The following is a 26,039-nucleotide window of genomic DNA, read 5'->3' on the forward strand; positions in this document are numbered from 1 at the left end:
CGGTGGAGGGACAACACATGGTCGACGTGGACGTGCGGGGTAGTGCAGGAAGGACTGCGGTGAGGATGCCGCACCGGTACGCCTTCTGGGTGGTCGGTACCGCCTTCATCGTGCTGATGGCGTCCTCGGCAGCACCGTCACCGTTGTACCCGGTCTACCAGCAGTCCTGGGGATTCAGCGCGATCACGCTCACGGTCATCTTCGCCGTGTACGCCCTTGCTCTGCTGCTCACGTTGCTCACCGTCGGTAGTTTGTCGGACCACATCGGGCGTAAACCAATTCTGATCGCGTCGCTGTTGCTGCTGATCGTCGGCCTGGTGTTGTTCATCGTCGCCGACAGCGTGCCGCTTCTCATCGCGGCTCGCGTCGTGCAGGGAATTGCTGCCGGTGCGGCTACGGGTGCTATGAGTGCGGCCATCATCGATCTGCAGCCCAACGTCTCCACCGGGCCGTTGCTCAACAGTGTGGCCCCATCGTTCGGCCTGGCGGCCGGGGCGCTCGGTGCCGGCTTGCTGGTGCAGCTCGCACCGGCACCGGAGATCCTCGTGTTCGCCCTGTTGATCGGCGCGGCGTCGGTTCTCACGGTGGCACTGCTGTTCGTGCCCGAGACCTCGGCGTTGCGCGGCTTCGATTCCCGCCGTCATCTCGCGTCGACGCTGCTGCCGAGGGCATCGATGCCGAAATCGGTCCGGGCACCCTTCGTCGTCATCGCTCCCGCGCTGTTCGCCACCTGGTCCCTCGGCGGGTTCCATCTCTCGCTGGGGCCGTCGATCATCGGCACCGTCTTCGGTATCGACAACCACATCGTGGGCGGGTTGGAGATCTTCGCACTGTTCGGTTCCGGTTCGATAGCAGCTGCCGTGGTGCGCAACGGATTTCCTCGCCGGGTGATGATGATCGGTGCGTCTGTGCTCGCAATCGGTGTGGCGCTGACCTTGGTTTCGGTCCAGATCGGCTCGATCGGGCTGTACTTCGTCGGTGCCGTCATCGCCGGGTCGGGTTGGGGAGCAACATTTCTCGGCGCGATGCGTACGCTCGGTGCCCTGGTCCCCGCCGCGGAGCGAGGCGGGGTCTTCGCCACGACATTCGTCATCAGCTACCTCGCCTTCAGCGTGCCCGCCGTGGTCGCAGGACTGGCCGTACACCGACTGGGGCTCAGCACGACGGTGGAACTGTACGGAGGATTCGTCATCACGCTCGCTCTGATCTCGGTTCTCGGATTCTCGCTGGCGCAGCGGCGAGATCGGTAGTGCGCCAGAGTCCGTGAGTCTTCCTCTGCCGAGGGTGAGCGAGTACTCCTACCCGATCGGGTAGTTCGGTCGGGTCGTTGGCAGGGTTCCCGCCTCGAGGTGTTCCCACGCGGTGCAGGGCAGTGGAGTGTGTTCACCAGTGAGACGCCGATCACAAAAGAAGGCGTCTTGTCACTCACACTCACCGAGGAGACACCGATGGTCATCGAGCTCAACCAGATCTGGGAATTCCCCATCAAGGAGTTTCACCCGCTGCCGCGCGCCAAGCTGGGAGTCGGCGCCCACGACATGATCGGTGTCGAGGCCAAGGAACTCGGGTTCAAGCGCTCTCTGCTCGTCACCACCGGACTGCGCGGTTCCGGAATCATCGAGGAACTGATCGGCAAGATCGAGTACCAGGGCGTCGAGGTGGTCCTCTACGACAAGGTCGAGTCCAACCCCAAGGACTACAACGTCATGGACGGTGCCGCGCTCTACCAGAAGGAGAAGTGCGACAGCGTCATCTCCGTCGGTGGTGGCTCGAGCCACGACGCAGCCAAGGGCATCCGCGTCGTCGTCGCCCACGACGGCCGCAACATCAACGAGTTCGAGGGCTTCTCCAAGTCCACGAACAAGCAGAACCCGCCGCACATCGCGGTATCCACCACTGCCGGAACAGGGTCGGAGACGTCCTGGGCCTACGTCATCACCGATACCTCGGACATGGAGAAGCCGCACAAGTGGCTCGCCTTCGACGAGGCGTCGACACCGACTCTGGCTTTGGACGATCCGCTGCTCTACTACACCTGCCCCCAGCAGTGGACCGCGTTCTGTGGCTTCGACGTCCTGGCACACGGTGCCGAGCCGTACGTCTCGCGTCTGGATTTCGCGCCGTCGCTGGGTAACGCGATCTACTCGATCGGTCTGGTGTCCAAGCACCTCCGCGAGGCCGTGTACGACCCGGGCAACCTGAAGGCCCGTGAGGGCATGATGAACGCTCAGTACATCGCGACACAGGCGTTCAACTCCGGCGGACTCGGTGTCATCCACTCGATCTCGCACGCGATCAGCGCGTTCTACGACAGCGCTCACGGCCTGAACAACGCCATCGCATTGCCGCGCGTGTGGGAGTACAACCTGCCCTCGCGCTACGAGCGCTATGCCGAAATCGCTGTGGCCATGGGCGTCGACACGAAGAACATGACCACCGTGCAGGCAGCCGATGCTGCCGTGGAAGCCGCCATCAGGCTCGCCAAGGACGTCGGCATTCCCGACAACTTCGGATCGATCCGTTCCGCGACGTACGACAAGAACCGGATGAACACCGGAAAGTACGCGGGTAAGGGCGACGTCATCAAGGGCGACGAGAAGTCGGTTCTGAAGATCTCCGAGCACATCCAGGAGGACTGGTGCACCCCGGGCAACCCCCGTGAGGTCACCGTCGAGTCGATGATTCCCGTCGTTTCTCACGCGATCAACGAGTCGTACTAACCGCCACCCATGTGAGCGGAACTTCGTAGCAGGGAACGAGGTTCCGCTCACATGCGGCGCAGCCGCCTTCCGAAGGGACACACATGACCTCGCTGTCGACAGTGCGTAGCGACGACACCGGCACCGTTCGATTCACCGACGCGGCTCATCTGCAGCGCGCGCTCGGCGAGCAGGACTACATCGCCGACGACGACCTCGCCACCGTGGTGCATCTGGCGACAGCACTCGATCGCCCGCTCCTGCTCGAAGGCCCTGCGGGCGTGGGCAAGACCGAGCTGGCCAAGTCCCTCGCCGCGGCGAGCGGACGCAAGCTGGTTCGGCTGCAGTGCTACGAGGGCCTCGACGACAACCGGGCCCTCTACGAGTGGGACTACGCCAAGCAACTGCTGCACGTGCAGATGCTGCGCGAGCACATCGGTGCGCTCACCCAGCACGTCACCGATATCGACGACGCCTCGAAGATGCTCGCCGCCAAAGACTTCGGCCTCTACTCCGAGCCCTTCCTCGCCGTACGCCCCCTGCTGGAGTCGGTGCTCTCGGAGGAGCCGGTGGTGCTTCTGGTCGACGAGGTCGATCGCACCGAGGAATCGATGGAGGCGTTGCTGCTCGAGGTTCTGGCGGAGAAGCAGGTGACCATCCCCGAGGTGGGTACGTTCACCGCGCGCAGCGATCCGTGGGTGATATTGACTTCCAACGACACTCGCGAGCTGTCCTCGGCGCTCAAGCGTCGCTGCCTGCACTTTCACCTCGACTACCCGACGGCCTCGCGCGAACGTGAGATCGTCACCGCTCGCGCTCCCGAGGTGCCCGCACACATCGTGGCCGAGATCGTGGCACTGGCCACAGAGTTGCGAGAGCTACCGCTCCGCAAGAGCCCGTCCATCTCGGAGGTGATCGACGCGGCCCGCATCGCGTCGGTCCTCGGACACACCGACGACACCCGCAAGTATCTGCTCGCCGCGCTGGTCAAGTACTCCTCGGACATGAAGATCGCGCTGGCCGGACCGGTAGCAGAAACATCCTCTGCAGCAACGTCACTCGGCACGGTCGTCAACACGACCGCGACGGCTTTCCGAGGGCACGGTGGACGCGACAAGGGCGGCATCGGAATACGACGATGACTGCTGTACAGCCGTTCACGCCGTCGGTAGTACTCGACGTGTTGGCGGCGGTCTTCGGGCGGACGCTGCGGCGCTTCGGAGTGGCGGCGTCGCCGGCCGAGGTCATCGAGGTTCGACGCGTCCTCGGTCTCCTCGGGGGCCGTGACCTCACGATTCTGCGTGCCGCTCTGCGCGCGACGTGTGCCAAGTACGACCACGAACAGCACGGTTTCGATCTCGCCTTCGAGTCGATGTTCGAGGCCCCCATCGACAGTGCTGTGGACGGGCATCGTTCGTCCGTGGGTGCTCAGGTCGCGGGCGGACTTCCGACGGACCTGGACGTGGGAGCGGATCAGGAGGCCGCCAAGTACGCCGAGTACAACGAGCGTGCCGTCGAGATCGGGGATCTGCTCGATGCCCCGGAAGCGGACAAGGGCTTCAACCCCCACAAGGACGACGACGACATCAGCCTCTCGTCCGAGGATCACGATCTGTCGATCGACACCGACGGCGACATGGGACGGCGGGGCGTCACCTACACCGTCGACCTGGAGCGGTCCGGATCGACGGCGGCAGGGGAGTTGGCGTCGAGCACCAGTGGAGCGGTTGCGGGACAGCTGAACTGGGAAGATCCGGCGAGCATCCTGGCGTGGTTCGATGCCTACGATCCGAGTGGCGTCTACGGCGACGGGGATGATTACGGTCCGCTGAGTGCAGCGATGCTCGACCGCATCACCGATGCCGTCGAAGCCTTCGTCGCAGCGCTGGGGGATCTGACCGGGGCGATGTCGTCACCGGCGCCGGACGACGGTGCCGCGCAGGCGATCGGCCGGCACGCCGAGATCGAGCGCGCGAGTCACGAAGTGCTCAAACACATGCGGGGCACTCCTCGCCCTCGGCCGCGCGAACATTCACGCGGCCCGCTCGACATGCGGCGCACCGTCCGGTCCAGTCTGCGTACCGACGGCATCCCCTTCCGTCTGGTGACGAAAACTCCTGTACCCGGCAAGGTTCGATTGCTGGTGTTGGCGGACGTGTCGTTGTCGGTTCGGCCCATCACCGCGTTCACGTTGAGGCTCGCGCAAGCCATGCATGCGCGCGCACACCGATGCACGGTGATGGGGTTCGTCGACGCACCGGTGGACGTGACGACCACCCTGCTCGGCAGCACCGGCGACGGCGCACTCGCTGCCGTGCTCGCCGATGCGCGACTGGACCTGGAAGCGAGCAGCGATTACGGCAGAACCTTTGCGGACCTGTTGGACTCGCACGGGGACGTGCTGGACAAGCGGACGGCCGTGATCGTCGTGGGGGACGGCCGGTGCAACGGCCGTCCGTCCGGACTCGATGCGTTGGAGAAAATTCGGTCCAAGGTCCATCGGATCGCGTGGATCACCCCCGAAGCTCGTCGCTACTGGGCGCAGGCAGCGTGCTCGATGGAGGAGTACGAGCAGATCTGCGACCGGGTCGTGGTTGCGAGGGACGGGGAACAGCTGACTGCGCAGGCAGCCGAACTGGGGCATGCGCTGTCGTGACCTGACCGAGTGCACCGTGGACCTACCCGATCGGGTAGGTCCCAACCTGGCCGGGCGCTGGTGGGATCGAACCGGCCACGCCCGTAAGGTTGTAACCTGAATCACAGGTCCGGATATTTTCGGACCGAAGGACAGCGAGGGTGAGAACGGTGGACCAGGCAGCTACTGCGGACGTCGGCAAGGCGCTGCACGACCTCGATGCCCAGCGCAGCCGGACCGAGGCACCTCGAGTTCTCAAGTTCCATGCACCCGAGATCGTGTTCGGTCCGGATTCTCTGGGGGAGGTCGCGCACGCGACACGTCGTCTCGGTGGGGTACGGCCGATGCTTGTCACCGACTCGGGGTTGCTCGACAGTGGCTGGGCGGGACAGTTGGTCGACCTGCTGGTTGCGCAGGGCCTCGAACCCCAGGTCTGGAGTGCGTTGACACCCAACCCCAAGGACTTCGAGATCGAGGCCGGGCATGGCTACTACGCCGACTACGGCTGCGATGTGCTGGTGGCGATCGGCGGAGGATCGGTCATGGATGCGGCCAAGGGGATTGCCATCCTCGCCGGAAACGGTGGCAGAATTCTCGACTACGAGGGCGTCGATCAGGCCACGCGGCCGATTCCGCCTCTGGTGATGGTGCCGACGACCTCCGGCACCGGGGCCGACGTCTCTCAGTTCTGCATCGTCACCGATACGGCACGCTCGACCAAGATCACCATTCTCGGCCGTGCCCTCGTTCCGGACATCACCGTGATCGATCCGATGTTGCTGACCACGATGCCCGAATGGCTCAACGCCGCAACCGGTTTGGATGCCCTCACGCACGGGATCGAGGCATTCGTCTCCCTCGGTCACAACCAGCTCACCGACCATCACGCGCTTCGAGCCATCACCATGGTGATGTCGCAACTGGCCCGCACCATCGACGAACCTACCGACATGGTTGCCCGCGGATCGATGGCGCAGGCAAGTCTGGAAGCAGGTCTGGCGTTCACCAACGCGATCCTCGGTGCCACGCACGCCATGAGCCATCAGGTGGGTGGCCTGCTCGACCTGCCGCACGGGGTGATCAACGGGGTACTGCTGCCACACGTCATCCGCTTCAACGCCGCAGAGGATCCGTTACCGTACGTCGCCATCGCGATGAGCCTCGGACTACCCGAGGGTAGGGCAAGGCCGGAGGAGGCCGCCATGGCCGTCGCGGACCGGGTCGATCGCCTTGCACGTCAGGTCGGTGTCCCTACCGGTCTTGCGCAGATCGGTGTCAGCGAGACCGACTTGGATGTGTTGGCGACCAACGCATTACGGGACGCCTGTATGTCCACCAATCCGCGCTCGGCCACGCACCGCGAAATGGTCGATCTGTTCAGGAGTGCGCTGTGACATCCGGGCCCGACCTGTCGCTGCTGACGGGACTGCGCTCGGGTAAGAACACGTTCTACCCCCAGTATCGCGGCGCGGCAGAACGTCTGGAGCGTGTCGTCTATGCGCTGGAACTGATTTCGCGGGCGCTGGTGCGCACGGTCGACGGTCCGGAAACGCTGGTGTGCGCTGTGGCCGAGGCCGCCCGCGCCCATCTGAGTGCCCGCTGGGTCGTGTTCGCTCTCGCCGACGGCGCTCTCCCGGACGCCGGTCCTCGCCGCCTGGTGCTCGGACCCGACGCCACACCGTTTCTGGTCGACAACGTGGAGGGGCCACCGTTGCCGGACGATGTCGTCGACTGCCTCGAGTCGATTCGAAAGTCGACGTGCGGCGACGGGCAGACCCCGGTGATCTCTGCTCATCACGCGTTCGTGCCGATCGCGTTCGACGGCGGTGTCGTGGGCGCGTTCGCCGCCTGGACCGGAGAGCAGCGGGTGCTCGACGCCACCGACGCCGCGGTGTTGAGCATCCTCGCCAGTCAAACGGCTGTGGCTCTGCAGAATTCGGCGCTCTTTCAGAGTCGGCGGCAGTTGCTCGAGCGCACCGAGAACGCATACGCCCAGGCGAACCGCACAGCGGCCGATCTCGCAGCCCGCAATGCCGAACTGTTGCTGACGCAGCGGCAACTGGGTGCCGCACATCGGCATCAGGTCCTCGACGACGAACGGCACCGCATCGCTCGCGAACTGCACGACAGCGTTACCCAGGCCGTGTTGTCGGCGGGTATGCAGATCGAAGTGTGTCGCAGCGACATCTCGGCCGAGGAGCGTGGGGACAGGTTGGATCTGGCCAAGGATCTGACGCGTCGAGCCGTCGAACAGCTGCGGTCGGCGATCTACGCACTCAATCACCCTCAGGACGCCGATCGGACGTCGCTGCCCGAGATGCTCGAGCAACTCTCGGTGGTTCACATGCCGGACGAGTTGCAGGTGTCGTTGCGGGTGGAGGGAACTCCGGTCGAGCTCAGCAGCGAATGCGAGCACGCCCTTCTGCGCATCGCCGGCGAGGCACTGTTCAACACTGCGGTGCACGCGCATGCGTCGCGAGCGATTCTCAGACTGACCTACTCGTCCGATCAGGTGCAGTTGTCGATAGCCGACGACGGTGACGGCGATCCGGCCCATCTGCGGATGATGCTGCATCTGTCCGAGTCCACCGACGTCGACGGTCGGCATCGGGGATTGGCGAACATGGCGGCCCGTACCCGTGAACACGGTGGTGTCTTCGAGATCAGACGTGCCCGTACCGGGGGAGTGCGTGTGGCAGCACGCATTCCGTTCCAGAGACAATCCGAGAAGGGCCGAGAACAGTGAGCGTTCCGACGGTACGTACGGGCATGGGGCAGGTGGCCGCACCCACGGTCCGCATCGTGCTGGTCGACGATCATGCGATTCTGCGCGACGGGTTACGGTCGGTGCTCGAACGTGAGTCCGACCTGACGATCGTGGGGGAGGCGTCGACGCGGGAGGAGGGCTTGGCCGTCGTCGCGCGGGTGGAGCCCGACATCGTGCTGATGGACCTCAAGCTCTCGGCCAGCTCGGATTACGAGGGCTTGGCTCTGTGCGCACAACTGGCCAAGGCGCACAACGGGATCGGATTGCTGGTGCTCACGACCTTCCTCGACGACCGACTCGTGGTGGAGGCCGTGCACGCGGGAGCGCGGGGCTACGTGGTCAAGGACGTCGACACCACCGAGTTGGTTCGCGCGATCCGCGCCGTCTCGCGAGGTGAGAGCGCCTTCGACTCGCGGAGCGCCTCGGCCGTCGTTCGTTCTCTCAACGGCACGCCGAGCAGTATCGAGCGCCTGACCGAGCGTGAACTCGAAGTGCTTCGTCTCCTGGCAACGGGATTGTCCAACAACATGATCGGAACCAGACTCTTCATCTCTGCGACAACCGTCAAATTTCACGTCAGCAACATCATGCGCAAGCTTGCGGTGTCGAGACGAGCCGAGGCCGTGTACGCGGCGAGCAAGCAGGGTTTGATCTGAGCGACGACCGATGAGGCACCGAGCGCAAAGTAGACGGCGCTCCGCGTCCTGTTCGGCGCGTTCGGGAGGTGCAGGCTTCGGATAACACACACCAGTGATATCCATGCCGAGGAGCACCCATGACCGTTCAGGAAGACACACGCCCAGACGACGCTCCCACGGATCGCCCCACGGAGCTCACCGTTCTCGGGGCCTGCGGCCAGGACTGTCCGGACTCCTGCTCGATGGTGGTCACCGTCGCGGACGGTGTGGCGACCAGCGTCAGCGGGAGCAAAACCAACCCGTACACCAACGGTGGGCTGTGCGTGAAGGTGGACAATTACCTGGACAAGGTCTACAGCCCCGATCGAGTTCTGTACCCGCTCAAACGGTCCGGACCCAAAGGCTCCGGCCGCTTCGAACGAATCTCGTGGGACGAAGCCGTGGCCACCATCGCGGAGAAGTTCACCGCCATCGCCGAGGAATTCGGTCCGGAAGCGATCATGCCGTGCAACTACCTCGGCACCCAGGGGATCACGCAGGGGCTCAACGTCGGGGACGCATTCTTCAACCGCCTCGGAGCGACGGTCGCCGAGCGCACCTACTGCGACGCCGGCTCGTGCACTGCCTACGCGATGACGGTCGGCGACACGGCGGGCGTCGACCCCGAAAGCTTCGTCCATTCCAAGTTCATCCTGATCTGGGCGTCGAACATCATGAGCACCAATCTGCACCTCTGGCCGTATGTGGCCGAGGCGAAGAAGCGCGGTGCCAAGGTCGTGGTCATCGATCCGGTCAAGACCAGAACCGCGAAGGCTGCGAGTTGGTACATCCCCATCCGGCCCGGCACCGACGGCGCACTCGCACTGGCGATGATGCACGTGATCATCGACGAGGGACTGACGGACGCCGACTACATCGAGCAGCACACCATCGGCTTCGACGAGTTGGCCGAGCGCGTGCAGCAATACACCCCGCAGTGGGCATCGGAGGAGACGGGCATTCCCGTCGAGGACATCTACACGTTGGCAAGGGAATACGCGCAGAGTCAGCCGTCCGTGATTCGTATCGGCGTCGCGATCGAGCGCAGTGCCGGTGGTGGACAGAGCGTTCGGGCCATTTCGTGTCTCCCCTCGTTGGTGGGGGCGTGGCGCAAGCCCGGTGGAGGAATTCTCCAACTACCCCTATGGGCATTCCCGGTCAACTGGCCCGAATTCCTGCAGACGGATCTGCAGACTCCGGGTACTCGCGTGATCAATCTGTACCAGCTCGGCGAAGCACTGACCGGCGGGCTGAATCTGGATACGCCACTCAAGGGCCTGATGGTCTACAACTCGAATCCGGTGGTGGTGTGCCCCGATCAGAAGCGGATGATCGACGGGCTCAGCCGCGAGGATCTGTTCACCGTCGTCAGCGACCATTTCATCACCGACACAGCCGATTACGCGGACATCATCCTGCCTGCCACCACTCAGCTCGAGCAGGACGACATCAATTTCTCGTGGGGCCACCTGTTCGTCACCTACAACAACCGTTCGATCGAGCCGATGGGTGAAGCAGTCCCCAACACCGAGATGTTCCGGCGATTGGCCAAGGCAATGGGGTTCACCGAGCCGGTGTTCTCTCGAACCGACGACGAGCTCATCGGTCTCGCCTACGACTGGAATGCCCCGGCGATGGAGGGCATCACCATCGAGTCGCTCAAACGGCTCGGCTGGCAGAGACTCAATCTGCCCGGTCCCGACGAGTACGCGCCACACGCCGACGGAAATTTCAGGACCCCCTCCGGCAAAACGGAATTCCTGTCCTCGGCAGCGGCGGGCGGCAACTTCGTTCTTCCTCTGTTCCGGCAGGGCTCGAACGATCACCAACCGGGCCAGCCGGTCGATCCGCTGCCGCACTACATCGCGCCCCGCGAATCGCTGCGCACCAACCCCGAACTGGCGCAGAAGTATCCGCTCAACCTGCTGACTCCCAAGTCGCACGCCTATCTGAATTCGAGCTTCGGGAATTTGGACATGCATCGCAAGGTGCAGAAGGAGCCGACATTGCTCATCAACCCAGTCGATGCCGAGCGTCGGGGAATCGCGTCGGGGGATGTGGTGCGGGTCTTCAACGATCGTGGAGAGTTCACCGTTGTTGCCAAGCCGGACAAGACGGTCATGGAGGGCGTCACGGTCTGTGCGATGGGCGCGTGGCGCAAGAACATGCTGTCGCTGTCGACTCCGGCTTCGCTGAACCCGACCGTGTTCGCAGACCTCGGAAACGCCCCGACGTTCTCCGACACCCTCGTCGAAGTGCGACCACTCGACGCCTGATCATCGTCACCACTACGAACAAGAGGATTTCGCCATGGCCTACGTCGTCACCGAAGCGTGCATCGACCTACTCGACAAGGCATGCACCGAGGAGTGCCCCGTCGACTGCATCTACGAGGGCGCTCGGATGATGTACATCAATCCCGACGAGTGCGTCGACTGCGGAAAGTGCATGCCCGCGTGCCCGAACGACGCGATCTTCTGGGAACACAAGATCCCGGACGAGCAGAAGCGATTCGTCGACATCGCAGTGGAGTTCTGCGAGGACGCCGAGGCCTCCGGCGGCGCGGAGGATCTCGGGCCGGTCGGGCACGACCATCCGACGATCGACGAAGTGGCGAAGAAGTGAGTGACACAACGGTTTCCGAGTGTGACCTGATCATCGTCGGAGCCGGCCCGGCAGGGCTCTACGGTGCCTACTACGCGGGCTTCCGAGGACTGACGGTCACCGTCGTCGATGCCCTGCCACACCCCGGCGGCCAACTGGCCGCGCTGTACCCGGAGAAGAAGATCTTCGACGTCGCGGGCTTCCCGGCGATCAAGGCGCAACATCTGGTCGACGCACTGGTCGAGCAAGCCGAGCAGGCGAGACCGACGTATCTGATGGGACACGTCGCGACCGAGCTCGAGGAGTTCGAGGACTCCGTTCGCATCACCACCGACAAGGGTGCCACCGTCGTCGCGAAGGCCGTACTGGTGGCAGCGGGGATCGGGAAGTTCACGCCGAGGCCGCTGCCCGCCGGGTCGGAGTTCCACGACCGCGGGTTACGGTATTTCGTGCCCAGGCTGAACGATCTGGCCGGCGAACACGTGATGATCGTGGGCGGCGGTGATTCGGCGGTGGATTGGGCACTGAGCTTGGAGCCGATCGCAAAATCGGTCGTACTGGTGCACCGGCGCAACGACTTTCGAGCGCACGCCCACAGTCTGGGTCTGCTCGAGCGGTCGAGTGTCGATGTTCTCACTCCGTTCGAGGTCGAGGAGATCGCAGGCGAGGACGCTGTCGAATCGGTGACGATCGTCGACGGTGCCGGGGTGGAGCGGCGACAGCTGGCGGTGTCGAGTGTGGTTGCCGCACTGGGATTCAAGGCGGCGCTCGGACCCATCGCAACGTGGGGGTTGGACAAGTACCAACGCGACATCGCCGTCGACCGAACGATGCGCACCAACCGGAGGCGAGTGTTCGCGGTGGGTGACGTTGCCGGACACGAGGACAAGGTCAAATTGATCGCGGTCGGCTTCGCGGAGGCAGCCACCGCGGTCAATCACATCGCTCCGCTGGTGGACGGCTCGGCACCGATCGTGCCGGGGCACTCGAGCGACTCGATTCACTGACCCCAGCGGGTCCTACGGGTCAGTTCGGTCGCATCGAGCGGGTGATCGCTCGTGGGTCGTCCGAGTGGGCGCACGCAGCGGCGCGGTACTGACGGGGGCTCATGCCGTATTGCTCGCGGAATGCCCGGCTGAACACGGCGAGGTCCGCAAATCCCCACCGTCGACTGATCTGCCCGAGAGAACGGTCGGCCGAGATGCTGGCGATGATCTCACGACGGCACCGCTCGAGTCGCTTGACGCGGATGCTGCGGGCCACCGTCGTGCCACTGGCGGCGAAGACGCGGTGAAGTTGGCGGGTCGAGACGAGCATCGCCGCCGCGACCGTGCCGGGCGAGAGCTCGGGGTCCGCGAGATGATCGTCGATGTACCGCTGTGCGGACCGCACGAGTGCTGCAGTAGGGGAGTCGATCGTCGGGTTGGTGGTGGTGTTGCGGGCGATCACGCTGACCAGATCTCCGACCTCGTCGGCTATCGCCTGGGCCCCGGAGGCACCGAGTGCCGAGCGGGTCGACCCCAGGTCGTGCAGAAATCGTCCGAGGAGGCCGCTGAAGCCGGCCGACCCGTCGAAGGCCATGGCTGTCATGTCGCTGGACTCGCGGTCGTCGAGTCGAAGCATGTGCCGTGGCCAGGTGAAGACCTCGAGCTCCCATTGGTCGTCGTCGGGGTGGCCGTCGATGATCCAGTCGAACGGTCGCGAGGTGTCGTAGATGGCGAAGTCGCCGCGTGAGAGCGAACATTCGCGACCGTCCTGAACCACGATCGCGCGGCCCCGACGGATCATCCCGATCTGCACGTACTCGATACGGTCCTTCTCGATGAGCGAGTCGGTACGAGCGATGCGTTGTGTCGTGGATCGAACGCTCGAAACCTGCAGGTGCGCAAGCGACATCGAGCGAACGGCCCCGGTGAATCGGCTGTCGGCCACATCGGCGACATCGAGTGCCACGAAGTGTTCGTTCAACATGTCGCACCAGTCCCCGCGGCTGGTCGTCCGGGCCGGGATGGAGAATCCGGATCTGGAGAGCATGAGAACCCCTTGTCGTAGGAGCCCACCGTGATCGACTCGTCGTGATCGTGTCGATCACCGCGATGGAGGGGCTTCGTTCGAGGTTAACGCGCAATGTTTCGGCTCGATTGGCTGTTCGTAACATTGCCGGAAAGTCCTGCGACGACGTCGCAGCGTGGTCTCTGCGGATCAACTAGCCGTCACTGACGGTCAACTGTGGATCACCCGATTCGGCAATCCTCGGTGCACACGAGGTGGAAGGGGTGTGCCGTGGGCGAAGTCGACACTGTCCGAGAAGTGGATGCGAATACGACTCCGAAAGCACGCGCGACCGATACGTATGTCGCCGTGGTAGCCGACGATCTGTCGGTCGAGGCGACGATCGACTGGGCGACACTGCCGCAGTGCGGGGCCGTCGTGATCTTCACCGGGGTGGTTCGCGAATACTCGACGGACGTCGCGGGTCGCCCCGCAGATGGTGTCGTGTCGATCGACTACCAGGCCTACGAGTCGGTGGCGCGAGTGCGACTGTTCGAGATCGCGGCCGCGGCGCGAGACCGGTGGCCGGGAATCGGACGTATCGCGTTGCTGCACAGAGTCGGATCGGTTCCACTCGGTGAGGCCGGCGTCCTCGTCTGTGTGTCCTCGGGTCATCGCGTCGATGCCTTCCTGGCCGCGCAGTTCTGCATCGACGTTCTCAAAGCGTCCGTGCCGGTGTGGAAGCTCGAACAGCGGGCCGGAGTCAGCGACTGGGTCGAGACCGGAGTGCAGATCGAGGGCGTCGAGCGGGCGGCCTCGCAGTGGCTGCCCGCCACCTACGGACGTTCCTCGTGAGCGGACTCGACGTGGGCGTTCGCGATACTCGTGGGCGAGTCCTTCGCGATCTACGGATCTCGGTCACCGATCGGTGCAATTTTCGCTGCGTGTACTGCATGCCCCGTGCCGAATTCGGCCCCGATCATTCGTTCCTGAATGCGAGCAGGCTGCTGTCCTTCGACGAGATCGACAGAGTTGCCCGCGCGGCGGCAACCATCGGAATTCGCAAGGTACGTCTCACCGGCGGTGAACCGCTGCTACGCGCCGGAATCACCACGCTGATAGAGCGATTGAGTTCGATCGAGAACATCGATCTGGCGATGACCACCAATGGTTCACTGCTCGCTGCGCATGCCGAAGAACTCGTGGCGGCCGGGTTGCGCCGTGTCACCGTCAGCCTCGATTCAACGGATCCGGATACGTTCGCCCGGATGAGCGACACCCGCGTGCCTGTGCAGACCGTGCTCGACGGCATCGACGCGGCTGTGCGGGCCGGGATGTCGCCGGTCAAGGTGAACGTCGTGGTGCGCCGGGGAGTGAACGACGGCTCGATCCTGGCCGTTGCCGAACGGTTCCGAGGCACCGACGTCGTGGTGCGCTTCATCGAATACATGGATGTGGGCGCGACCAACAGGTGGGAGCTGGCCCAGGTCGTCGACGTCGAATCGATCGTCGACACGATCGGACGGAGCCATCCGCTGGAGAGAGTCGACGCGGAATACGACGGTGAGGTGGCGGTGCGGTATCGCTACCTCGACGGCAGCGGCGAAATCGGCGTGATCGGTTCGGTATCGGAACCGTTCTGCGGAACGTGCACCCGCGCGAGGTTGTCCGCTGACGGCAAGGTGTTCACGTGTCTGTTCTCCTCGACGGGAACCGATCTGCGGGCCCTGCTGCGATCGGGAGCCTCGCAGGACGACCTCGTTGCGCGCTTGTCGGCGCTGTGGCTGCGCCGCGACGATCGCTACTCGGAGCTACGAGCCGGAACGAACGACGGTGCAGTGCGCGACCGCATCGAAATGTCCTACATCGGTGGATGATCGGAGAGTGAGAGGTTCATGGCCGAAGTCCTGATGTTCGCAGCGGCCCGTCAGATCGCCGGTGAGGCGGCGCGAGAGATTCCTGGGTCGACCGTCCGAGGGGTGCTCGATTCCGCGGTCGAACGGTACGGCGCGCCCTTCGCGGATGTGCTTGCTGTGTCTCGGATCTGGATAAACGGTCGTTCGCTGGGTCGTAGCGAGGATTCGCCGTGCTCGGACCGGGACGAGATCGCAGTGCTGCCTCCGATTTCCGGCGGATGAAGTCGGCAGGAGTCGATATTCGTCCGACGTCGCATCGGACGGTCGACGAACATCGCTGTGCTGTGGACCGACTGGGCGTGTCGCCACGCGTTCGCTCGGTGCCGATCCACAGTGCCGTGGGACGAGTGTTGGCCGAGGACATCGTTGCCGACCACGCGTTGCCGGCGTTCGACAACTCGGCGGTCGACGGATTCGCCGTCCGCGCTGCCGATGTGGACGGTGCGGGCCGTGCGCCCGTTCGGTTGCTCGTCTCCGCTCGCAGCGTCGCAGGCAGGCAACCGGTGCCGCTGCACGTTCTGCCGGGTCAGTGCGTCCAGATCATGACCGGGGCCGTGGTGCCGTTCGGTGCAGACGTGGTGATCCCGGTCGAGAGAACCAGCGGATTCGTCGAGTCGTTCGGTTCGGCCGAGGTCACCGTCCACTCGCTCGATTCCAAGAGCAACATTCGCGCCCGGGCGTCGGATCTGGAGGTCGGTGATATCGCTGTCGGGGTAGGGACGATGGTCACCCCCGCCCAGGTCGGCCTGTTCGCCGCTCTCGGCCGCACCCACGTTCGGGTCGAATCGTCTCTGGTTGTCGCTGTGCTCTCGACGGGATCGGAGATCCGCGGCCTCGGGACCGAACTCGCGAACGGTGAGTTTCACGATGCCAACGCCGCGATGATCGTCGCCGATCTCACCCGGTGCGGTGCCGACGTGCACCTCGAACCGGCTGTGGCCGATGACGTGGACGCATGTCGGGCGGCACTCGCCCGGTGCGCCGACGCTGCGGACGTCATCGTCACGACCGGTGGTATCAGCGCCGGTACCGAGGAAGTGGTTCGGCTGGCACTCGCGGATCAGGAGGTCGACTTCGTCTCTGTCGCAGTCAGGCCGGGAAAACCGCAGGCGTGCGGTCGATTCGGCGGAACTCCGATCGTGTGCCTGCCGGGAAATCCGGTCAGCGCATTGATCTCCTACGAACTGTTCGTCCGGCCGGTGGTCGTTACGGCACTGCGAAACCCGCAGGCGGAAAGAACGATGAGAACGGTCAGGGCGCAGGGGCAGACGCCTCCTGCCTCGGCGATACCCCGGGTGATGCTGGGCGTCGTCGACGGTGACGACGCCACGATCATTCGATCGCACTCGGTCGGTGCGCTCGCCCATGCCAACTGTCTGATCGTGATTCCGCCCTCCGACGGCGGCCTGGGTCCGCCGGATGAGTACCCCGCCTGGATGCTCGACTCGGTCGCGTCGACGCGGTGAGGTACCTGCCTCCGACGGCGCGGGGAACCTCTCCGCGCCCTGCACGCCGGTGTGAGGAGAGTGCACGCATTTCGTAACGCAAATGCCTCGGATGGCTTACGCCCAAGGCTTACCGTGTGTGCACTCGAACCTAGCGCGGAGTGCATCATGACGTCGTATTGGACAACCCGGGGACTCGGCCCGGCCGATCAGATGAGCTATTGGGCCGATGTTCTCTGCCAGGCATTCACCCCTCTTGCACCGTGGCGATCCCGGGATCACGTCGAACACAGTTCGTCGCGTTCCGGACTTCCCGGATGGGTGCGCTCCGCGGCGATCGGGGGTGGCAACGCAGCGGAGATCGCCTCCTGCACACAGCGAATCGATCACGGAAGGCGCGAGGTCGCCCGCGCGGACGAGGACGTCGTCTTCGTCAATCTGCAGCTCGACGGCCACTGTACGACCACTCAGGACGGGCGGCAGTGCACGGTCTCCCGAGGCGAGTTCGCCATCGTCGACTCGACTCGCCCGTACCGGCTCGAGTTCGTCGAGCCCGGCAACGACGAACTGTGGCGAGTGCTGTCCTTCCGACTGCCGCGCCCTCTGCTGGCAGATGTGGTCGGCCCGTCGGCAGCGACCACTGCGCGGCGTTTCGCAAGTTCGTCGGGTTCTGCTCGCCTGCTCAGCTCGTTGATGGTGGAGACCTGGCGGACCGATTCCTCGCTGCAGACCGCCGAGCGGCAGATGATCGGTGCTGCCCATGTCGATCTGCTGCGTGCAGTACTGGGAGGGACACAACGGGGTACTGGATGCTCGTCGGAGACCGACGAAGCACTTCGGGTGTCCGTAGTTCGGTACATCGACTCCAGGCTTGCATTCGGCCGAGTTCCCGCTACCGATGCGGCCCGCCATGTCGGGGTATCGGTACGCACGCTCCATGCGCTCTTCGAGAGGACGGGAACCACGTTCGGTGCCGTCGTACGTGAGCATCGCGTCGAAGCGTGTCGCCGTGAGCTTGCCGATTCGCGTGACACTCGATCGATCGGAACGATAGCTGCAGCGTGGGGTTTCTCGGATTCGGCCCATCTGGCCAAGACCTTTCGATCGCGCTTCGGATGCAGTCCGGTCGAATACCGCGCGTCGGTGAAGACAGGGGAAATGTCGCAGTTGGCGTAGGAGGACTCTCTGTTCGGGAGTGCAGAACGGTACCGACGACGGCGCAGTCCGGTACAAGACCGGGATGCATCGGGCCGTGAAACATGGTGTGCAGGGCAGCGTCGCCCGATTCCGTTCTTCACCCCCACCAGGACAGACATCGAGGAGTCTCACATGACCCTGAGTTTCGAGCTCAGCCCCGAGCAGATGGCAGTGCGCATGCAGGCGCGGCAAGTGGCGGACGACATTCTGAGCGAAGTAGCGCCCGCTATTTCCTCCATCCCGCGCCCCGAGGATCGCTTCTACGCACTGCAGCCGGTCTACAAGCAGCTGGCCGGTCTCGGATTCGTCAAGGGACTGGTTCCCGATCAATACGGCGGCGCGTACTTCGACAATCTCACCTTCGCGCTGGCGGCGGAGGAACTCGCTCGGGTCGACATCAACACTCCGACTGCATTGCTGGGCACGGGATTGGGACTCAACCCGATCATCAACTTCGGTACCGAGGAGCAGAAGAATCGTTGGCTCCCGTTGTTCTGCGACGGCGAACCCCGATTGGCTGCGATCGCCTACACAGAGGTGACCGGCGGAGCGAATTACGATTCGGAGGACCCGACCGTCGGAATTCGGACCTTCGCGCGTCGCGAGGGCGACGAGTGGGTCATCAACGGTGCCAAGCACTACACCACCAATGCCTCGGGCTGGGACGGTCAGGGTGCCGACCTGATCAGTGTGGTCTGCCGTACCGATCCTGCACTGCCGCCGTCGGAGTCGCTCGCCGTCATCGTCGTGGAGAAGGGAACGCCCGGGGTCGAGATCACCGACATGATCGACACCATCGGACATCGCGCCACCAATTCGCCGCGGGTGGAATTCCGCGACGTACGGGTGCCGGTCGGCAACCTCATCGGCAAGCCGGGCGACGGGTTGGACATCGTCGCCACTGCCTTCTCCTGGACCTGCTCGTCCATCGCTGCCGCGTGCGTGGGCAGGATGCGAGCTGCATTCGACTACTCACTGCACTTCGCCAAGACCGACCACCGCTCCGGTCCGGTACCGGTCATCGAGTATCAGAACGCCGGATACATGTTGGTGGACATCAAGACTCGTATCGAGGCGGTCCGCTACTTCGCGTGGAAGGCCGCCGACCACTTCGACCGCACCGGCGGACGCGATCGTGAATTGGCGAACGAGGCAAAGATTTTCGCGTCCGAGACGGCCGTGCAGGTGGTGTACGACGCGATGCGTCTCGTCGGCGTCGATGCGTACACGAACCTGACCCCGATCGCCGCGATCATGGAAGACGTCCTGTGTTTCCCGGTCTACGACGGCGGCAACATGGGGGTCCGACGGCGCAACGTCCACAATCTGCTGAAGGCAGACGGATTCGACTCACTCGCCGCTGCAGAGAATCGACTGTCGGTACCCGAGCACGCCTAGACCCACAGAGGCAGTGGTGTCAGGATCCACTGCGATCCTGACACCACACCGGTACTGCCGTGTGCTGTCTCCAGCGGCCGGTCAGACCAATTGGTGAGTCGTGGCCTTGTCGATCACGAGCCACCCGCCGTGGTGTTCGGACGTCCGAAACTGCCGGCCTGTCGACCGACCGAGCTCGACCAACGACGCCTCGTCGAACGTGCGGACGTGTCCGTGGCAGGCGGTGGTCTCGGTCTCGAAGGGCACGGCAACCACAACACGAGTGCGTGCGATGCGTAGCGCTTCTTCCACTATGCGGGAGCCGGTCTCGGCGTCGACGTGTTCGAGGAGATGCAGTGCAGTCACCGTGTCGGCACTGCCGTCGGCAACGGGAACATCCGCAGCGTCGCACACCATGGTGTCGAGCGTGATCCCGAGGTGCGGGGCAACGGTGGCGAGCAACCGCATGGTGCCCGCCGACAGGTCCGTCGCAGTCACCGAGTGACCCTTCATCGCCAGGCGTAGCGGAAAGAAGCCGAAACACGAACCCAGGTCGAGGACCGATCCGACGACCGATTTCTCGGCGCGTTCGTGGACCGGTGCGAAGTCGGCGGTTCCCGAGAGCAGCTCGTCCAGCGAATTTCGGTAATAGGTGGCCCATGCGTCGACCGGATCGGCGACGGTGGTGCGGACGATCCCGACCAGGACCAGCTCGAACTCGCGCTGAGAGAGACCCACATGACGCGCCTGTGCGGTCACGATCGGAACGAGGCGCTCACCGATGTCGGCCGACGTCAGGCCGTGGCCGACCTGCACGGTCGACCCCGTCCGGGCCGCGTCGAACTCCAGTCCGGGAAGATGCCGAACGACCACGTTCTCGTGAGCCCACACTCCATCCGGGCTCGGTGCCAGTGCATCCAGCTCGGTCATCGAAAGCCATTCTGTTCGTCGGACGCCCGGTGAGGTCGTCCCCTCGGTGAGGTCGAGCGTTCCACACGACGCTCGGCGAATCTGCCGCTCCGGAGCAGTTCGGGCCGCTCGGACGCTGCGGACCCCGCGCGCCGGACGGGCGGCTACCTACCCGGATGGTCAGTTGCTTTCGACGGCCGACCGATTCCTCCCGTCATGCCGGCCCCTCGGACGGTCGCCGGTGTCAGTCCGCTTCCTCGCCGATCCACTGTGCCAGCAGGTGGTGGATGTGCCGGATCTTGACTTCCTGGTATCGAGCCAGCGGCAGCGTCTTCGACTGCGCCGACTTCAAGCCCTTCTGTACCTTGGGCATGTTGTACGCGTCCTGGTCGAACACCCGCGCCGAACTGCCGAGCACGGTTGCCTCCAGCCACGACTGCTCCGGTCGCAACCACTGGGTCTTGGCAGGCTTGGGCCGTTCGCCCTTGAACGGTGCGAGTAGGTACACATCCATGATCGAGGTCTCGTGGTCGTCACCGTTGGGTCGGAATCGGTAGACGATGCGCTGGTATGCGCCCCAGGGATGGAAGTTCGGGAACACGGTGTAGTAGATGCTGTCCAGTGATTCCGCGTCGGACATGTTGTCCGCCTTGACATCACCGATGATCTCGCGCAGACCCTCGCGGGCCAGCATGCCGGACATCTCGCGCGCGGTGACACCCTCGGGGAGCGTCACCATCGGGTCCTCGTCGATGCGGGCATCGATCATCGAGTCGAACATCTCCTGCTCGGACGGGACGAAGTTGATGTGCGGGCTCGGTACGCCGTTCGCCGTGATACCGCGGTTGAAGTTGCCCCAGCTGTCGTACTGGCTGTTGGAGTCACCGGTGCCCACGACGCGCTGTGGGTGAGTGGTGATCACGTGGAAAGCTTCGGAGAACGCCTCTTGCGCGATCTTCCAGTTGGCCGCAATGACCTGCGCAACGTGCGCTTGGATGAAGCGATCTTCCAGAGGCCAGGCCTCGAAGTGCTTTCCGAGGTCACCGAGAAAGCTGTCCAGTGATTCGGACTCGGGGTCCATGTTGACGAACACGAAGCCGCCCCAGGTGTCGACCTTGACCTGCGGCAGATCCATCTTCGACTTGTCGACCTGGGGGAAGTCCCAGGCACAGGTCATCGACTTGAGCGAGCCGTCGAAGTTCCAGGCGAAACCGTGGAAGGGGCAACGGATTTCGTTTCCGGCCGGGCCGTCCTCTTCGCGGAGGGTGCGGCCACGGTGCAGGCACGAGTTGTAGAACGCACGGATGCCCATGTCCTTACCGCGGACGAGGAGAATCGACTTCTCGCAGATCTCGTACACGAGCGTGTCGCCCGGCTCGGGGATCTCTTCTTCACGGCACGCCATCTGCCATACCTTGTACCAGACTCGATCTCGCTCGAGTTCGTGATACTTGCGACTGATGTAGCGCGACACCGGAACGAAGTTCTGGTCGGCGTATTGCTCGTGCGACTCTTCGCGCAGGATGTCCGGCACCGGATGAGTATCGGTCTCGAGCAGTCGTTGGTACCCCGTCCCGTTCTCGACGGGTGGTGTGGCGCGCTCATCGATATCGGTCACAGCTTGCCTCCCTGTTCCAGCGTGATGGCGAGGGCGTCCTGCGCCTGTTTGTCGGCCTGCATCTTCTCGAGCAGCTTCGCAGCGCCCATGAAACGTCGGTTCTGGGTGATGGGAACGGGAGCGCGGGGGCCGAGCCCCACCCATCGGGCCAGTTCGGGATCCACAGCCTTCACCTCGCCGTGGAGGTAGCGACCTTCCGGGTCGAACGTGCCGGTCTTGCCGTCGCGAGTGGTGACCAGGACGTTGAAGTCGTCGTCGAACTCGTAGATCGCGTGGCTCATCGGATGCTTGATCTGTCGCATCGCAATCTCCTTGATGATCAGTAGAGGTGTTACTTAATGCTCTATCCACTAACTGTATCAGCGAACAGTGACGATGAGCACAGTTTTCTTTAGTGCGACTCCAATAACTATTGCCGAGCGGCCCATCGGAGCGCTGCCCCCACGAGCCTGCGGTAGACGGGGTCCGACAGGGTGGGAGCCCCGTCGCCCGGTTGCAGGTAGGCCAGCCGGCTACGACCGTTCGTCTTGGTCCACCCGACCAGCGACGAGCCGGGCGCGTGCTGCCATCCCGTGCGATCGTCGCGCCTGCCCGCCATGGCCGAGGCGGTCGAGAAGTGAACGGCGTCGGTCATCTCGGCGTCGGTTCGCAGCAGCGGTGTCACGTCGTCCTCGAAGACTTCGCACAGGTAGGTCTCGTCGGTCAGGTCGAACGACTCGGGAATCCCTGCGACGATCGGATGGTCGGTGTCGACGACGGAGATGTGCTGCGGAACCGCGTGTCGATAGCCCGAATCGGGTCGCTCGACGCCCCGCACCACGCCTGGTCGATACAGGTAGCGGCCGCCGACGAACTCGGCCCACTCGTCCCAGGCGGCCCACGATGCGATGGCGTGGTGGAGCACGACATACCCGTGTCCGGACTTCGGTGCGGCCCTCACTGCGTCGCGTAGTGAATCGGGGGGCGCGGACGGCCGGGGCAACGTGCCCGGCATGTCGTAGTGCAGTGAGACGTCGAACGCTTCCGGCCCCGGATTCGCGTCCGGGTGCTCGAACCAGGTGACTTCACCGGGCATCGACTCCAGAAATCCGGCGAACGCGTCGCGATCGAAGGAGTGTCCACCGGAAAAAGCCGCGATACGCATGAGGGACGTCCATTCAGAGTCTCGACTGTTGTTTCAGTCAAGTTACTCGACGGTGGTGCCCGTCCGTCGGAGGTTCAGCGACCCTCGATCATTTTCGCGCACACATCGGTGGTGGCCGACCGGAGACGCGACACCGCGATGTTGGACAAGGGCCCGCCCTCGATCCTCAGGGGCTGGATGGCGATGGTCGTCGCAATCATCGTGCGTGCTCGCAGCGATCGCGCGGCGTGCTGCGCCGCGGCCGATCGCTTGTTCGCCGGTATCTCGGCGTCGGGGAAATAGTCGAAGGCGCGACGGACGTGCCTGTCCTCGTATTCCTTCGTCAGCAGACGTGTCCCCGGCGTGGCACCGCCGGCCACCTGCAGAAACAACATCCGGGCCGCATTGGGATGTTCCTCGGTCCAGTCCCATACGGCATCGACGACATCCTTGAACGCAGCGGCATCGGCCTCGGTGTCGTCCGGTCGAACTGCCTGGGCTGCGGCGGTACTGGCATCCATCGCGTAGCCCAGTGCGGTATCGAACAGCTCTTCCTTGCTGGCGAAGTGGTAGTAGACCGCAGTCGGGACCATGCCCGCTGCCTCGGCGATCTCCTGAATCGACGTCTCCGCGAATCCTTTGCGGGAGAAGACGCGCACCGCTGCCTGGACGATGAGGTGGCGTCGAGAGGGCCGGTGGGCAGATCCTTTGAGGGATGCGGCATCCGGCTCGGACGCAACGGGAGAATCGGCGGCAGCCTCCGGCTCGGAACTCTCGTCGACTTTCGACTGTGAGCTGCTGGTTCGTCGCGGCACAGCGTCCTCCTCGGCACCCGGGTCACTGCATGGTGCCATGATCTACGTCATGGCAGCAAAGGCAGTGAAGCCGAAATCGACGGTGACGCCCCCGGCGGACAAGGGTGCCAAGCGTGCGGCGCACCGGCCGTCGCGACGCGAAGTAGTGGTGGACGCTGCCATGCATCTGTATTCGGTCAGGTCCATCGAGGACGTGACCGTGGCCGATATCGCTGCGGAGGCCCAGATGACGTCGGCGGCCGTCTACTACCACTACCCGTCGAAGGACGAGGTTCTGCTCGCCGGGTTGCGTTTGTTCGCGGACGGCCTTCTCGGCGAACTGCGGGCAGAGATCGCGGCCGATCCGGACGCTGCTCTCGGTGACATCATTTCGTCGTTGCTCGAATGGACGGATCAGCACCGTGCTGCGGCATTGGTGTACTTCACCCGATCGCCCGGTTGGAGTCTGTCCATCGAAACTCTGCGAAGAGAAGTGCGTTCGGTGATGCTGGCGCTGTTCTCGGCCGAATTGCGCACTCGAAGCGGCATCGCGTCCAAAGCGAAGCAGGGTGCGGCCGCTGTCGCGTTGACGACCCTGCTCGAAGTGTCGGCCTCGTCGTGGCTCACCGAGGACGCGGTCCTGGCCGATCTCGGACGTCGTCGATTCTCCGAGGAAGTTCGCGAGCTCGCGGCCGACATCTCGAGCGTCTGAAAGGGCTCTCGCGGCACCGATTTTGCGAAGTATCTTTAGAGCGACGACAGTTTGTGGTTGACTTGGGTTCATGCCGCGCGCCAGGTCGATCGATCTCGACAATCCCTTTGCCCCGCTGACCGGGCTCTGTGAACTGATTCTGGTTCGGCACGGTGAGCAGGTACTGAGCAGAGAACTCAGTGCGCGGGAGACCGTCGACCCACCCCTGTCCGAACTCGGTGAGCGACAAGCGGAGGCGGTCGCGAACCGACTCGCGCGCACACGGGTGGATGCGGTCTACAGCTCCCCGTTGCGTCGCGCACTACGTACCGGCACTCTCATCGCGAGTAAGCACGGGTTGGAGCCCGTCGTGCGTGACGAACTCTCCGAATACGAACCGTGGCAGAAGTTTCCGGCCGACCAGTCTCCGTTCGAGGTGCTACCGCACGAGGAGGTCGCGGCCATGTTCCGCGATCACATTCGCACTCGTCGCTACGGTGCGTTCACCTACGCCGAGGACGGCGCAGAGTTTCATGCGCGCGTTCTCCGCCAGATCTCGTCGATCGTCGACGCGCATCTGGGCCGGCGAGTGGTGATCAGCTGCCACGGTGGTGTCATCAATGCCGTGCTCGCCGACGCATTGGGTAGCGCATTCGACATGCCGGTCCGAGTCCACCACACCTCGCTGAGTGTGGTGCGCGGTGCCGATACGCGTCGCGCGGTCCAATCGGTGAACGATTTCACTCATGTACTCGACTTCCAGTCGCACGTCGGAGCCATGAATCTATAAGTCCTGCAGTCGAATCACGTCATATTCAAGGAGTCTCACATGGATCTCGATCTTCGCGGAAAACGCGCAATCATCAGTGGCGCGAGCCGCGGCATCGGCCTGTCGATCGCCCGCACACTTCTGGCGGAGGGTGCCTCCGTCGGTGTGTGCGCCCGCGGCGAGGAGCATCTGAACGAGGTTGCCGGAGAACTGTCCGCATTGGGGACCGTCTTCCACAAGGCGGTCGACGTGGGTGATGCCGCCGCGGTTGCATCGTTCGTCGAGGATGCAGCCGGTGCCCTCGGTGGAATCGACATCGTCGTGGTCAACGCCTCCGCTGCAACGGGCAAAGGCGCGCAGGCATGGCAGAACAGCTTCGACGTCGACCTGATGAGCCTGGTGAACTTCATCGAAGCGGCCAAGCCACACCTCGAGAAGTCCGGCTCCGCATCGGTGGTCACGATCAGCACGACGTCCGCGCTCGAGGCCGGACCGATCAGTACGGCCAACAGCTACGGTGCACTCAAGGCCGCTGTCCTGCAACATTCGTCGGCGCAGGCCCGCGCACTCGGACCTGCCGGTATCCGAGTGAACGCGGTATCACCGGGCCCCGTCTTCTTCGAGGGCGGTGCCTGGGACACCATCAAGACGAGTCGTCCGGCACTGTACGAGGCTGCCCTCGAGTCGGCCTCGCTCGGTAAACTGGCTGCGGCACAGGACGTTGCGAATGCCGTGGCCTTCCTGTCCTCGCCCGCCGCCGGGCACATCACCGGAATCAACATGGTGGTCGACGGCGGCTTCACCAACCGCTTCGATTTCTGAGCGC

Annotated in this window: 25 protein-coding genes; 19 read left to right on the forward strand and 6 right to left on the reverse strand. The window is 64.2% G+C overall.

Translation table 11 applies throughout. The features are described from left to right. The first annotated feature begins 17 nt into the window (after nucleotides 1-17). The 10 genes from CH302_RS20870 to CH302_RS20915 all read left to right on the forward strand — a co-directional run bounded on the left by CH302_RS20870 (nucleotide 18) and on the right by CH302_RS20915 (nucleotide 12,389). Nucleotides 18-1,250 (forward strand): MFS transporter, encoded by a 1,233-nt coding sequence (locus CH302_RS20870; protein WP_037188461.1) that lies wholly within the window; start codon nucleotides 18-20, stop codon nucleotides 1,248-1,250. Between the two features lie 198 nt (nucleotides 1,251-1,448). Continuing rightward, complete coding sequence (gene mdo / locus CH302_RS20875) at nucleotides 1,449-2,720, forward strand: NDMA-dependent methanol dehydrogenase (RefSeq protein ID WP_032376592.1); 1,272 nt, start codon at nucleotides 1,449-1,451, stop codon at nucleotides 2,718-2,720. 83 nt (nucleotides 2,721-2,803) lie between these two features. Next, the gene (locus CH302_RS20880) at nucleotides 2,804-3,841 is read left to right on the forward strand and encodes a MadB family AAA-type ATPase (RefSeq protein WP_037188459.1); all 1,038 of its coding nucleotides are present in this window, start codon (nucleotides 2,804-2,806) and stop codon (nucleotides 3,839-3,841) included. Continuing rightward, nucleotides 3,838-5,355 carry a MadC family VWA domain-containing protein gene (madC, locus tag CH302_RS20885; protein ID WP_037188457.1) on the forward strand — a complete coding sequence of 506 codons (1,518 nt, stop codon included), beginning with the start codon at nucleotides 3,838-3,840 and terminating at the stop codon, nucleotides 5,353-5,355. The genes CH302_RS20880 and madC overlap by 4 nt, the downstream gene beginning before the upstream one ends. Before the next feature lie 185 nt (nucleotides 5,356-5,540). Next, nucleotides 5,541-6,728 (forward strand): iron-containing alcohol dehydrogenase, encoded by a 1,188-nt coding sequence (locus tag CH302_RS20890; protein ID WP_037189041.1) that lies wholly within the window; start codon nucleotides 5,541-5,543, stop codon nucleotides 6,726-6,728. Then, nucleotides 6,725-8,080 (forward strand): MadS family sensor histidine kinase, encoded by a 1,356-nt coding sequence (locus CH302_RS20895; protein ID WP_037188455.1) that lies wholly within the window; start codon nucleotides 6,725-6,727, stop codon nucleotides 8,078-8,080. Before CH302_RS20890 ends, CH302_RS20895 begins: the two co-directional genes overlap by 4 nt. Before the next feature lie 23 nt (nucleotides 8,081-8,103). Then, nucleotides 8,104-8,757, forward strand: coding sequence for a MadR family response regulator transcription factor (locus tag CH302_RS20900; RefSeq protein ID WP_032405004.1), 654 nt, complete (start codon nucleotides 8,104-8,106; stop codon nucleotides 8,755-8,757). 119 nt (nucleotides 8,758-8,876) lie between these two features. Then, nucleotides 8,877-11,054, forward strand: a complete 2,178-nt coding sequence (locus CH302_RS20905) for a molybdopterin-containing oxidoreductase family protein (RefSeq protein WP_037188453.1) — start codon at nucleotides 8,877-8,879, stop codon at nucleotides 11,052-11,054. A gap of 34 nt (nucleotides 11,055-11,088) precedes the next feature. Continuing rightward, on the forward strand, nucleotides 11,089-11,403 hold the full coding sequence (gene fdxA / locus CH302_RS30450; RefSeq protein ID WP_037188451.1) for a ferredoxin: 315 nt from the start codon (nucleotides 11,089-11,091) through the stop codon (nucleotides 11,401-11,403). Next, entirely contained in the window at nucleotides 11,400-12,389 is a 990-nt protein-coding gene (locus tag CH302_RS20915; protein WP_037188449.1) for an NAD(P)/FAD-dependent oxidoreductase, read from the forward strand. Before fdxA ends, CH302_RS20915 begins: the two co-directional genes overlap by 4 nt. Nucleotides 12,390-12,408: 19 nt before the next feature. On the opposite strand, the gene CH302_RS20920 is transcribed toward CH302_RS20915, so the two are convergent. Further along, nucleotides 12,409-13,416: a helix-turn-helix domain-containing protein gene (locus CH302_RS20920; RefSeq protein ID WP_037188448.1), complete on the reverse strand. Its 1,008-nt coding sequence runs from the start codon at nucleotides 13,414-13,416 to the stop codon at nucleotides 12,409-12,411. Nucleotides 13,417-13,665: 249 nt separating this feature from the next. Here CH302_RS20920 and CH302_RS20925 point away from each other — a divergent pair, with 249 nt between their 5' ends. From CH302_RS20925 to CH302_RS20950, 6 genes are all read left to right on the forward strand, one after another. Next, on the forward strand, nucleotides 13,666-14,229 hold the full coding sequence (locus CH302_RS20925; RefSeq protein WP_052047387.1) for a molybdopterin synthase catalytic subunit: 564 nt from the start codon (nucleotides 13,666-13,668) through the stop codon (nucleotides 14,227-14,229). Next, nucleotides 14,226-15,251, forward strand: coding sequence for a GTP 3',8-cyclase MoaA (moaA, locus tag CH302_RS20930; RefSeq protein WP_230596171.1), 1,026 nt, complete (start codon nucleotides 14,226-14,228; stop codon nucleotides 15,249-15,251). Before CH302_RS20925 ends, moaA begins: the two co-directional genes overlap by 4 nt. An 18-nt stretch (nucleotides 15,252-15,269) precedes the next feature. After that, nucleotides 15,270-15,512 carry a MoaD/ThiS family protein gene (locus tag CH302_RS20935; RefSeq protein ID WP_037188446.1) on the forward strand — a complete coding sequence of 81 codons (243 nt, stop codon included), beginning with the start codon at nucleotides 15,270-15,272 and terminating at the stop codon, nucleotides 15,510-15,512. Further along, entirely contained in the window at nucleotides 15,509-16,756 is a 1,248-nt protein-coding gene (locus CH302_RS20940) for a molybdopterin molybdotransferase MoeA (RefSeq protein ID WP_052047386.1), read from the forward strand. Before CH302_RS20935 ends, CH302_RS20940 begins: the two co-directional genes overlap by 4 nt. A 147-nt stretch (nucleotides 16,757-16,903) precedes the next feature. Continuing rightward, complete coding sequence (locus tag CH302_RS20945) at nucleotides 16,904-17,911, forward strand: helix-turn-helix domain-containing protein (protein WP_082323508.1); 1,008 nt, start codon at nucleotides 16,904-16,906, stop codon at nucleotides 17,909-17,911. Nucleotides 17,912-18,064: 153 nt separating this feature from the next. After that, entirely contained in the window at nucleotides 18,065-19,330 is a 1,266-nt protein-coding gene (locus CH302_RS20950; protein WP_032404639.1) for an acyl-CoA dehydrogenase family protein, read from the forward strand. An 81-nt stretch (nucleotides 19,331-19,411) separates the two neighbouring features. Here the strand turns inward: CH302_RS20950 and mftM are convergent, their stop codons facing one another. The 5 genes from mftM to CH302_RS20975 form a co-directional block, all read right to left on the reverse strand. After that, nucleotides 19,412-20,239: a mycofactocin oligosaccharide methyltransferase MftM gene (gene mftM, locus CH302_RS20955; protein WP_037188445.1), complete on the reverse strand. Its 828-nt coding sequence runs from the start codon at nucleotides 20,237-20,239 to the stop codon at nucleotides 19,412-19,414. Between the two features lie 223 nt (nucleotides 20,240-20,462). Beyond that, on the reverse strand, nucleotides 20,463-21,836 hold the full coding sequence (locus CH302_RS20960) for an aromatic ring-hydroxylating oxygenase subunit alpha (RefSeq protein ID WP_037188444.1): 1,374 nt from the start codon (nucleotides 21,834-21,836) through the stop codon (nucleotides 20,463-20,465). Beyond that, on the reverse strand, nucleotides 21,833-22,138 hold the full coding sequence (locus CH302_RS20965) for a hypothetical protein (protein ID WP_052047385.1): 306 nt from the start codon (nucleotides 22,136-22,138) through the stop codon (nucleotides 21,833-21,835). Before CH302_RS20965 ends, CH302_RS20960 begins: the two co-directional genes overlap by 4 nt. Before the next feature lie 107 nt (nucleotides 22,139-22,245). Continuing rightward, the gene (locus CH302_RS20970) at nucleotides 22,246-22,980 is read right to left on the reverse strand and encodes a ThuA domain-containing protein (protein WP_037188442.1); all 735 of its coding nucleotides are present in this window, start codon (nucleotides 22,978-22,980) and stop codon (nucleotides 22,246-22,248) included. A 74-nt stretch (nucleotides 22,981-23,054) separates the two neighbouring features. Next, on the reverse strand, nucleotides 23,055-23,774 hold the full coding sequence (locus tag CH302_RS20975) for a TetR/AcrR family transcriptional regulator (RefSeq protein WP_230596169.1): 720 nt from the start codon (nucleotides 23,772-23,774) through the stop codon (nucleotides 23,055-23,057). Nucleotides 23,775-23,823: 49 nt separating this feature from the next. Between CH302_RS20975 and CH302_RS20980 the strand changes: the two genes are divergently transcribed. From CH302_RS20980 to CH302_RS20990, 3 genes are all read left to right on the forward strand, one after another. After that, the gene (locus CH302_RS20980) at nucleotides 23,824-24,465 is read left to right on the forward strand and encodes a TetR/AcrR family transcriptional regulator (RefSeq protein WP_230596168.1); all 642 of its coding nucleotides are present in this window, start codon (nucleotides 23,824-23,826) and stop codon (nucleotides 24,463-24,465) included. A gap of 70 nt (nucleotides 24,466-24,535) precedes the next feature. Then, a complete protein-coding gene (locus CH302_RS20985) occupies nucleotides 24,536-25,234 on the forward strand; it encodes a histidine phosphatase family protein (protein ID WP_037188440.1) in 699 nt (232 codons plus the stop codon). Nucleotides 25,235-25,273: 39 nt separating this feature from the next. After that, nucleotides 25,274-26,035, forward strand: coding sequence for an SDR family NAD(P)-dependent oxidoreductase (locus CH302_RS20990; RefSeq protein WP_037188435.1), 762 nt, complete (start codon nucleotides 25,274-25,276; stop codon nucleotides 26,033-26,035). Nucleotides 26,036-26,039: the final 4 nt, after the last annotated feature.

This window comes from Rhodococcus sp. 15-2388-1-1a (assembly GCF_002259145.1).
Taxonomy (GTDB): Bacteria; Actinomycetota; Actinomycetes; order Mycobacteriales; family Mycobacteriaceae; genus Rhodococcoides.

Coding starts and splice junctions, on each gene's coding strand:
- CH302_RS20970 (WP_037188442.1), bottom strand. CDS start 22,980: ATGCGTATCGCGGCTTTTTCCGGTGGACACTCCTTCGATCGCGACGCG.
- mftM (WP_037188445.1), bottom strand. CDS start 20,239: ATGACCGAGCTGGATGCACTGGCACCGAGCCCGGATGGAGTGTGGGCT.
- mdo (WP_032376592.1), top strand. CDS start 1,449: ATGGTCATCGAGCTCAACCAGATCTGGGAATTCCCCATCAAGGAGTTT.
- CH302_RS20900 (WP_032405004.1), top strand. CDS start 8,104: ATGGGGCAGGTGGCCGCACCCACGGTCCGCATCGTGCTGGTCGACGAT.
- CH302_RS20920 (WP_037188448.1), bottom strand. CDS start 13,416: ATGCTCTCCAGATCCGGATTCTCCATCCCGGCCCGGACGACCAGCCGC.
- madC (WP_037188457.1), top strand. CDS start 3,838: ATGACTGCTGTACAGCCGTTCACGCCGTCGGTAGTACTCGACGTGTTG.
- CH302_RS20965 (WP_052047385.1), bottom strand. CDS start 22,138: ATGCGACAGATCAAGCATCCGATGAGCCACGCGATCTACGAGTTCGAC.
- CH302_RS20990 (WP_037188435.1), top strand. CDS start 25,274: ATGGATCTCGATCTTCGCGGAAAACGCGCAATCATCAGTGGCGCGAGC.
- CH302_RS20905 (WP_037188453.1), top strand. CDS start 8,877: ATGACCGTTCAGGAAGACACACGCCCAGACGACGCTCCCACGGATCGC.
- CH302_RS20945 (WP_082323508.1), top strand. CDS start 16,904: ATGACGTCGTATTGGACAACCCGGGGACTCGGCCCGGCCGATCAGATG.
- fdxA (WP_037188451.1), top strand. CDS start 11,089: ATGGCCTACGTCGTCACCGAAGCGTGCATCGACCTACTCGACAAGGCA.
- CH302_RS20940 (WP_052047386.1), top strand. CDS start 15,509: ATGAAGTCGGCAGGAGTCGATATTCGTCCGACGTCGCATCGGACGGTC.
- CH302_RS20880 (WP_037188459.1), top strand. CDS start 2,804: ATGACCTCGCTGTCGACAGTGCGTAGCGACGACACCGGCACCGTTCGA.
- CH302_RS20985 (WP_037188440.1), top strand. CDS start 24,536: ATGCCGCGCGCCAGGTCGATCGATCTCGACAATCCCTTTGCCCCGCTG.
- CH302_RS20870 (WP_037188461.1), top strand. CDS start 18: ATGGTCGACGTGGACGTGCGGGGTAGTGCAGGAAGGACTGCGGTGAGG.
- CH302_RS20950 (WP_032404639.1), top strand. CDS start 18,065: ATGACCCTGAGTTTCGAGCTCAGCCCCGAGCAGATGGCAGTGCGCATG.
- CH302_RS20980 (WP_230596168.1), top strand. CDS start 23,824: ATGGCAGCAAAGGCAGTGAAGCCGAAATCGACGGTGACGCCCCCGGCG.
- CH302_RS20935 (WP_037188446.1), top strand. CDS start 15,270: ATGGCCGAAGTCCTGATGTTCGCAGCGGCCCGTCAGATCGCCGGTGAG.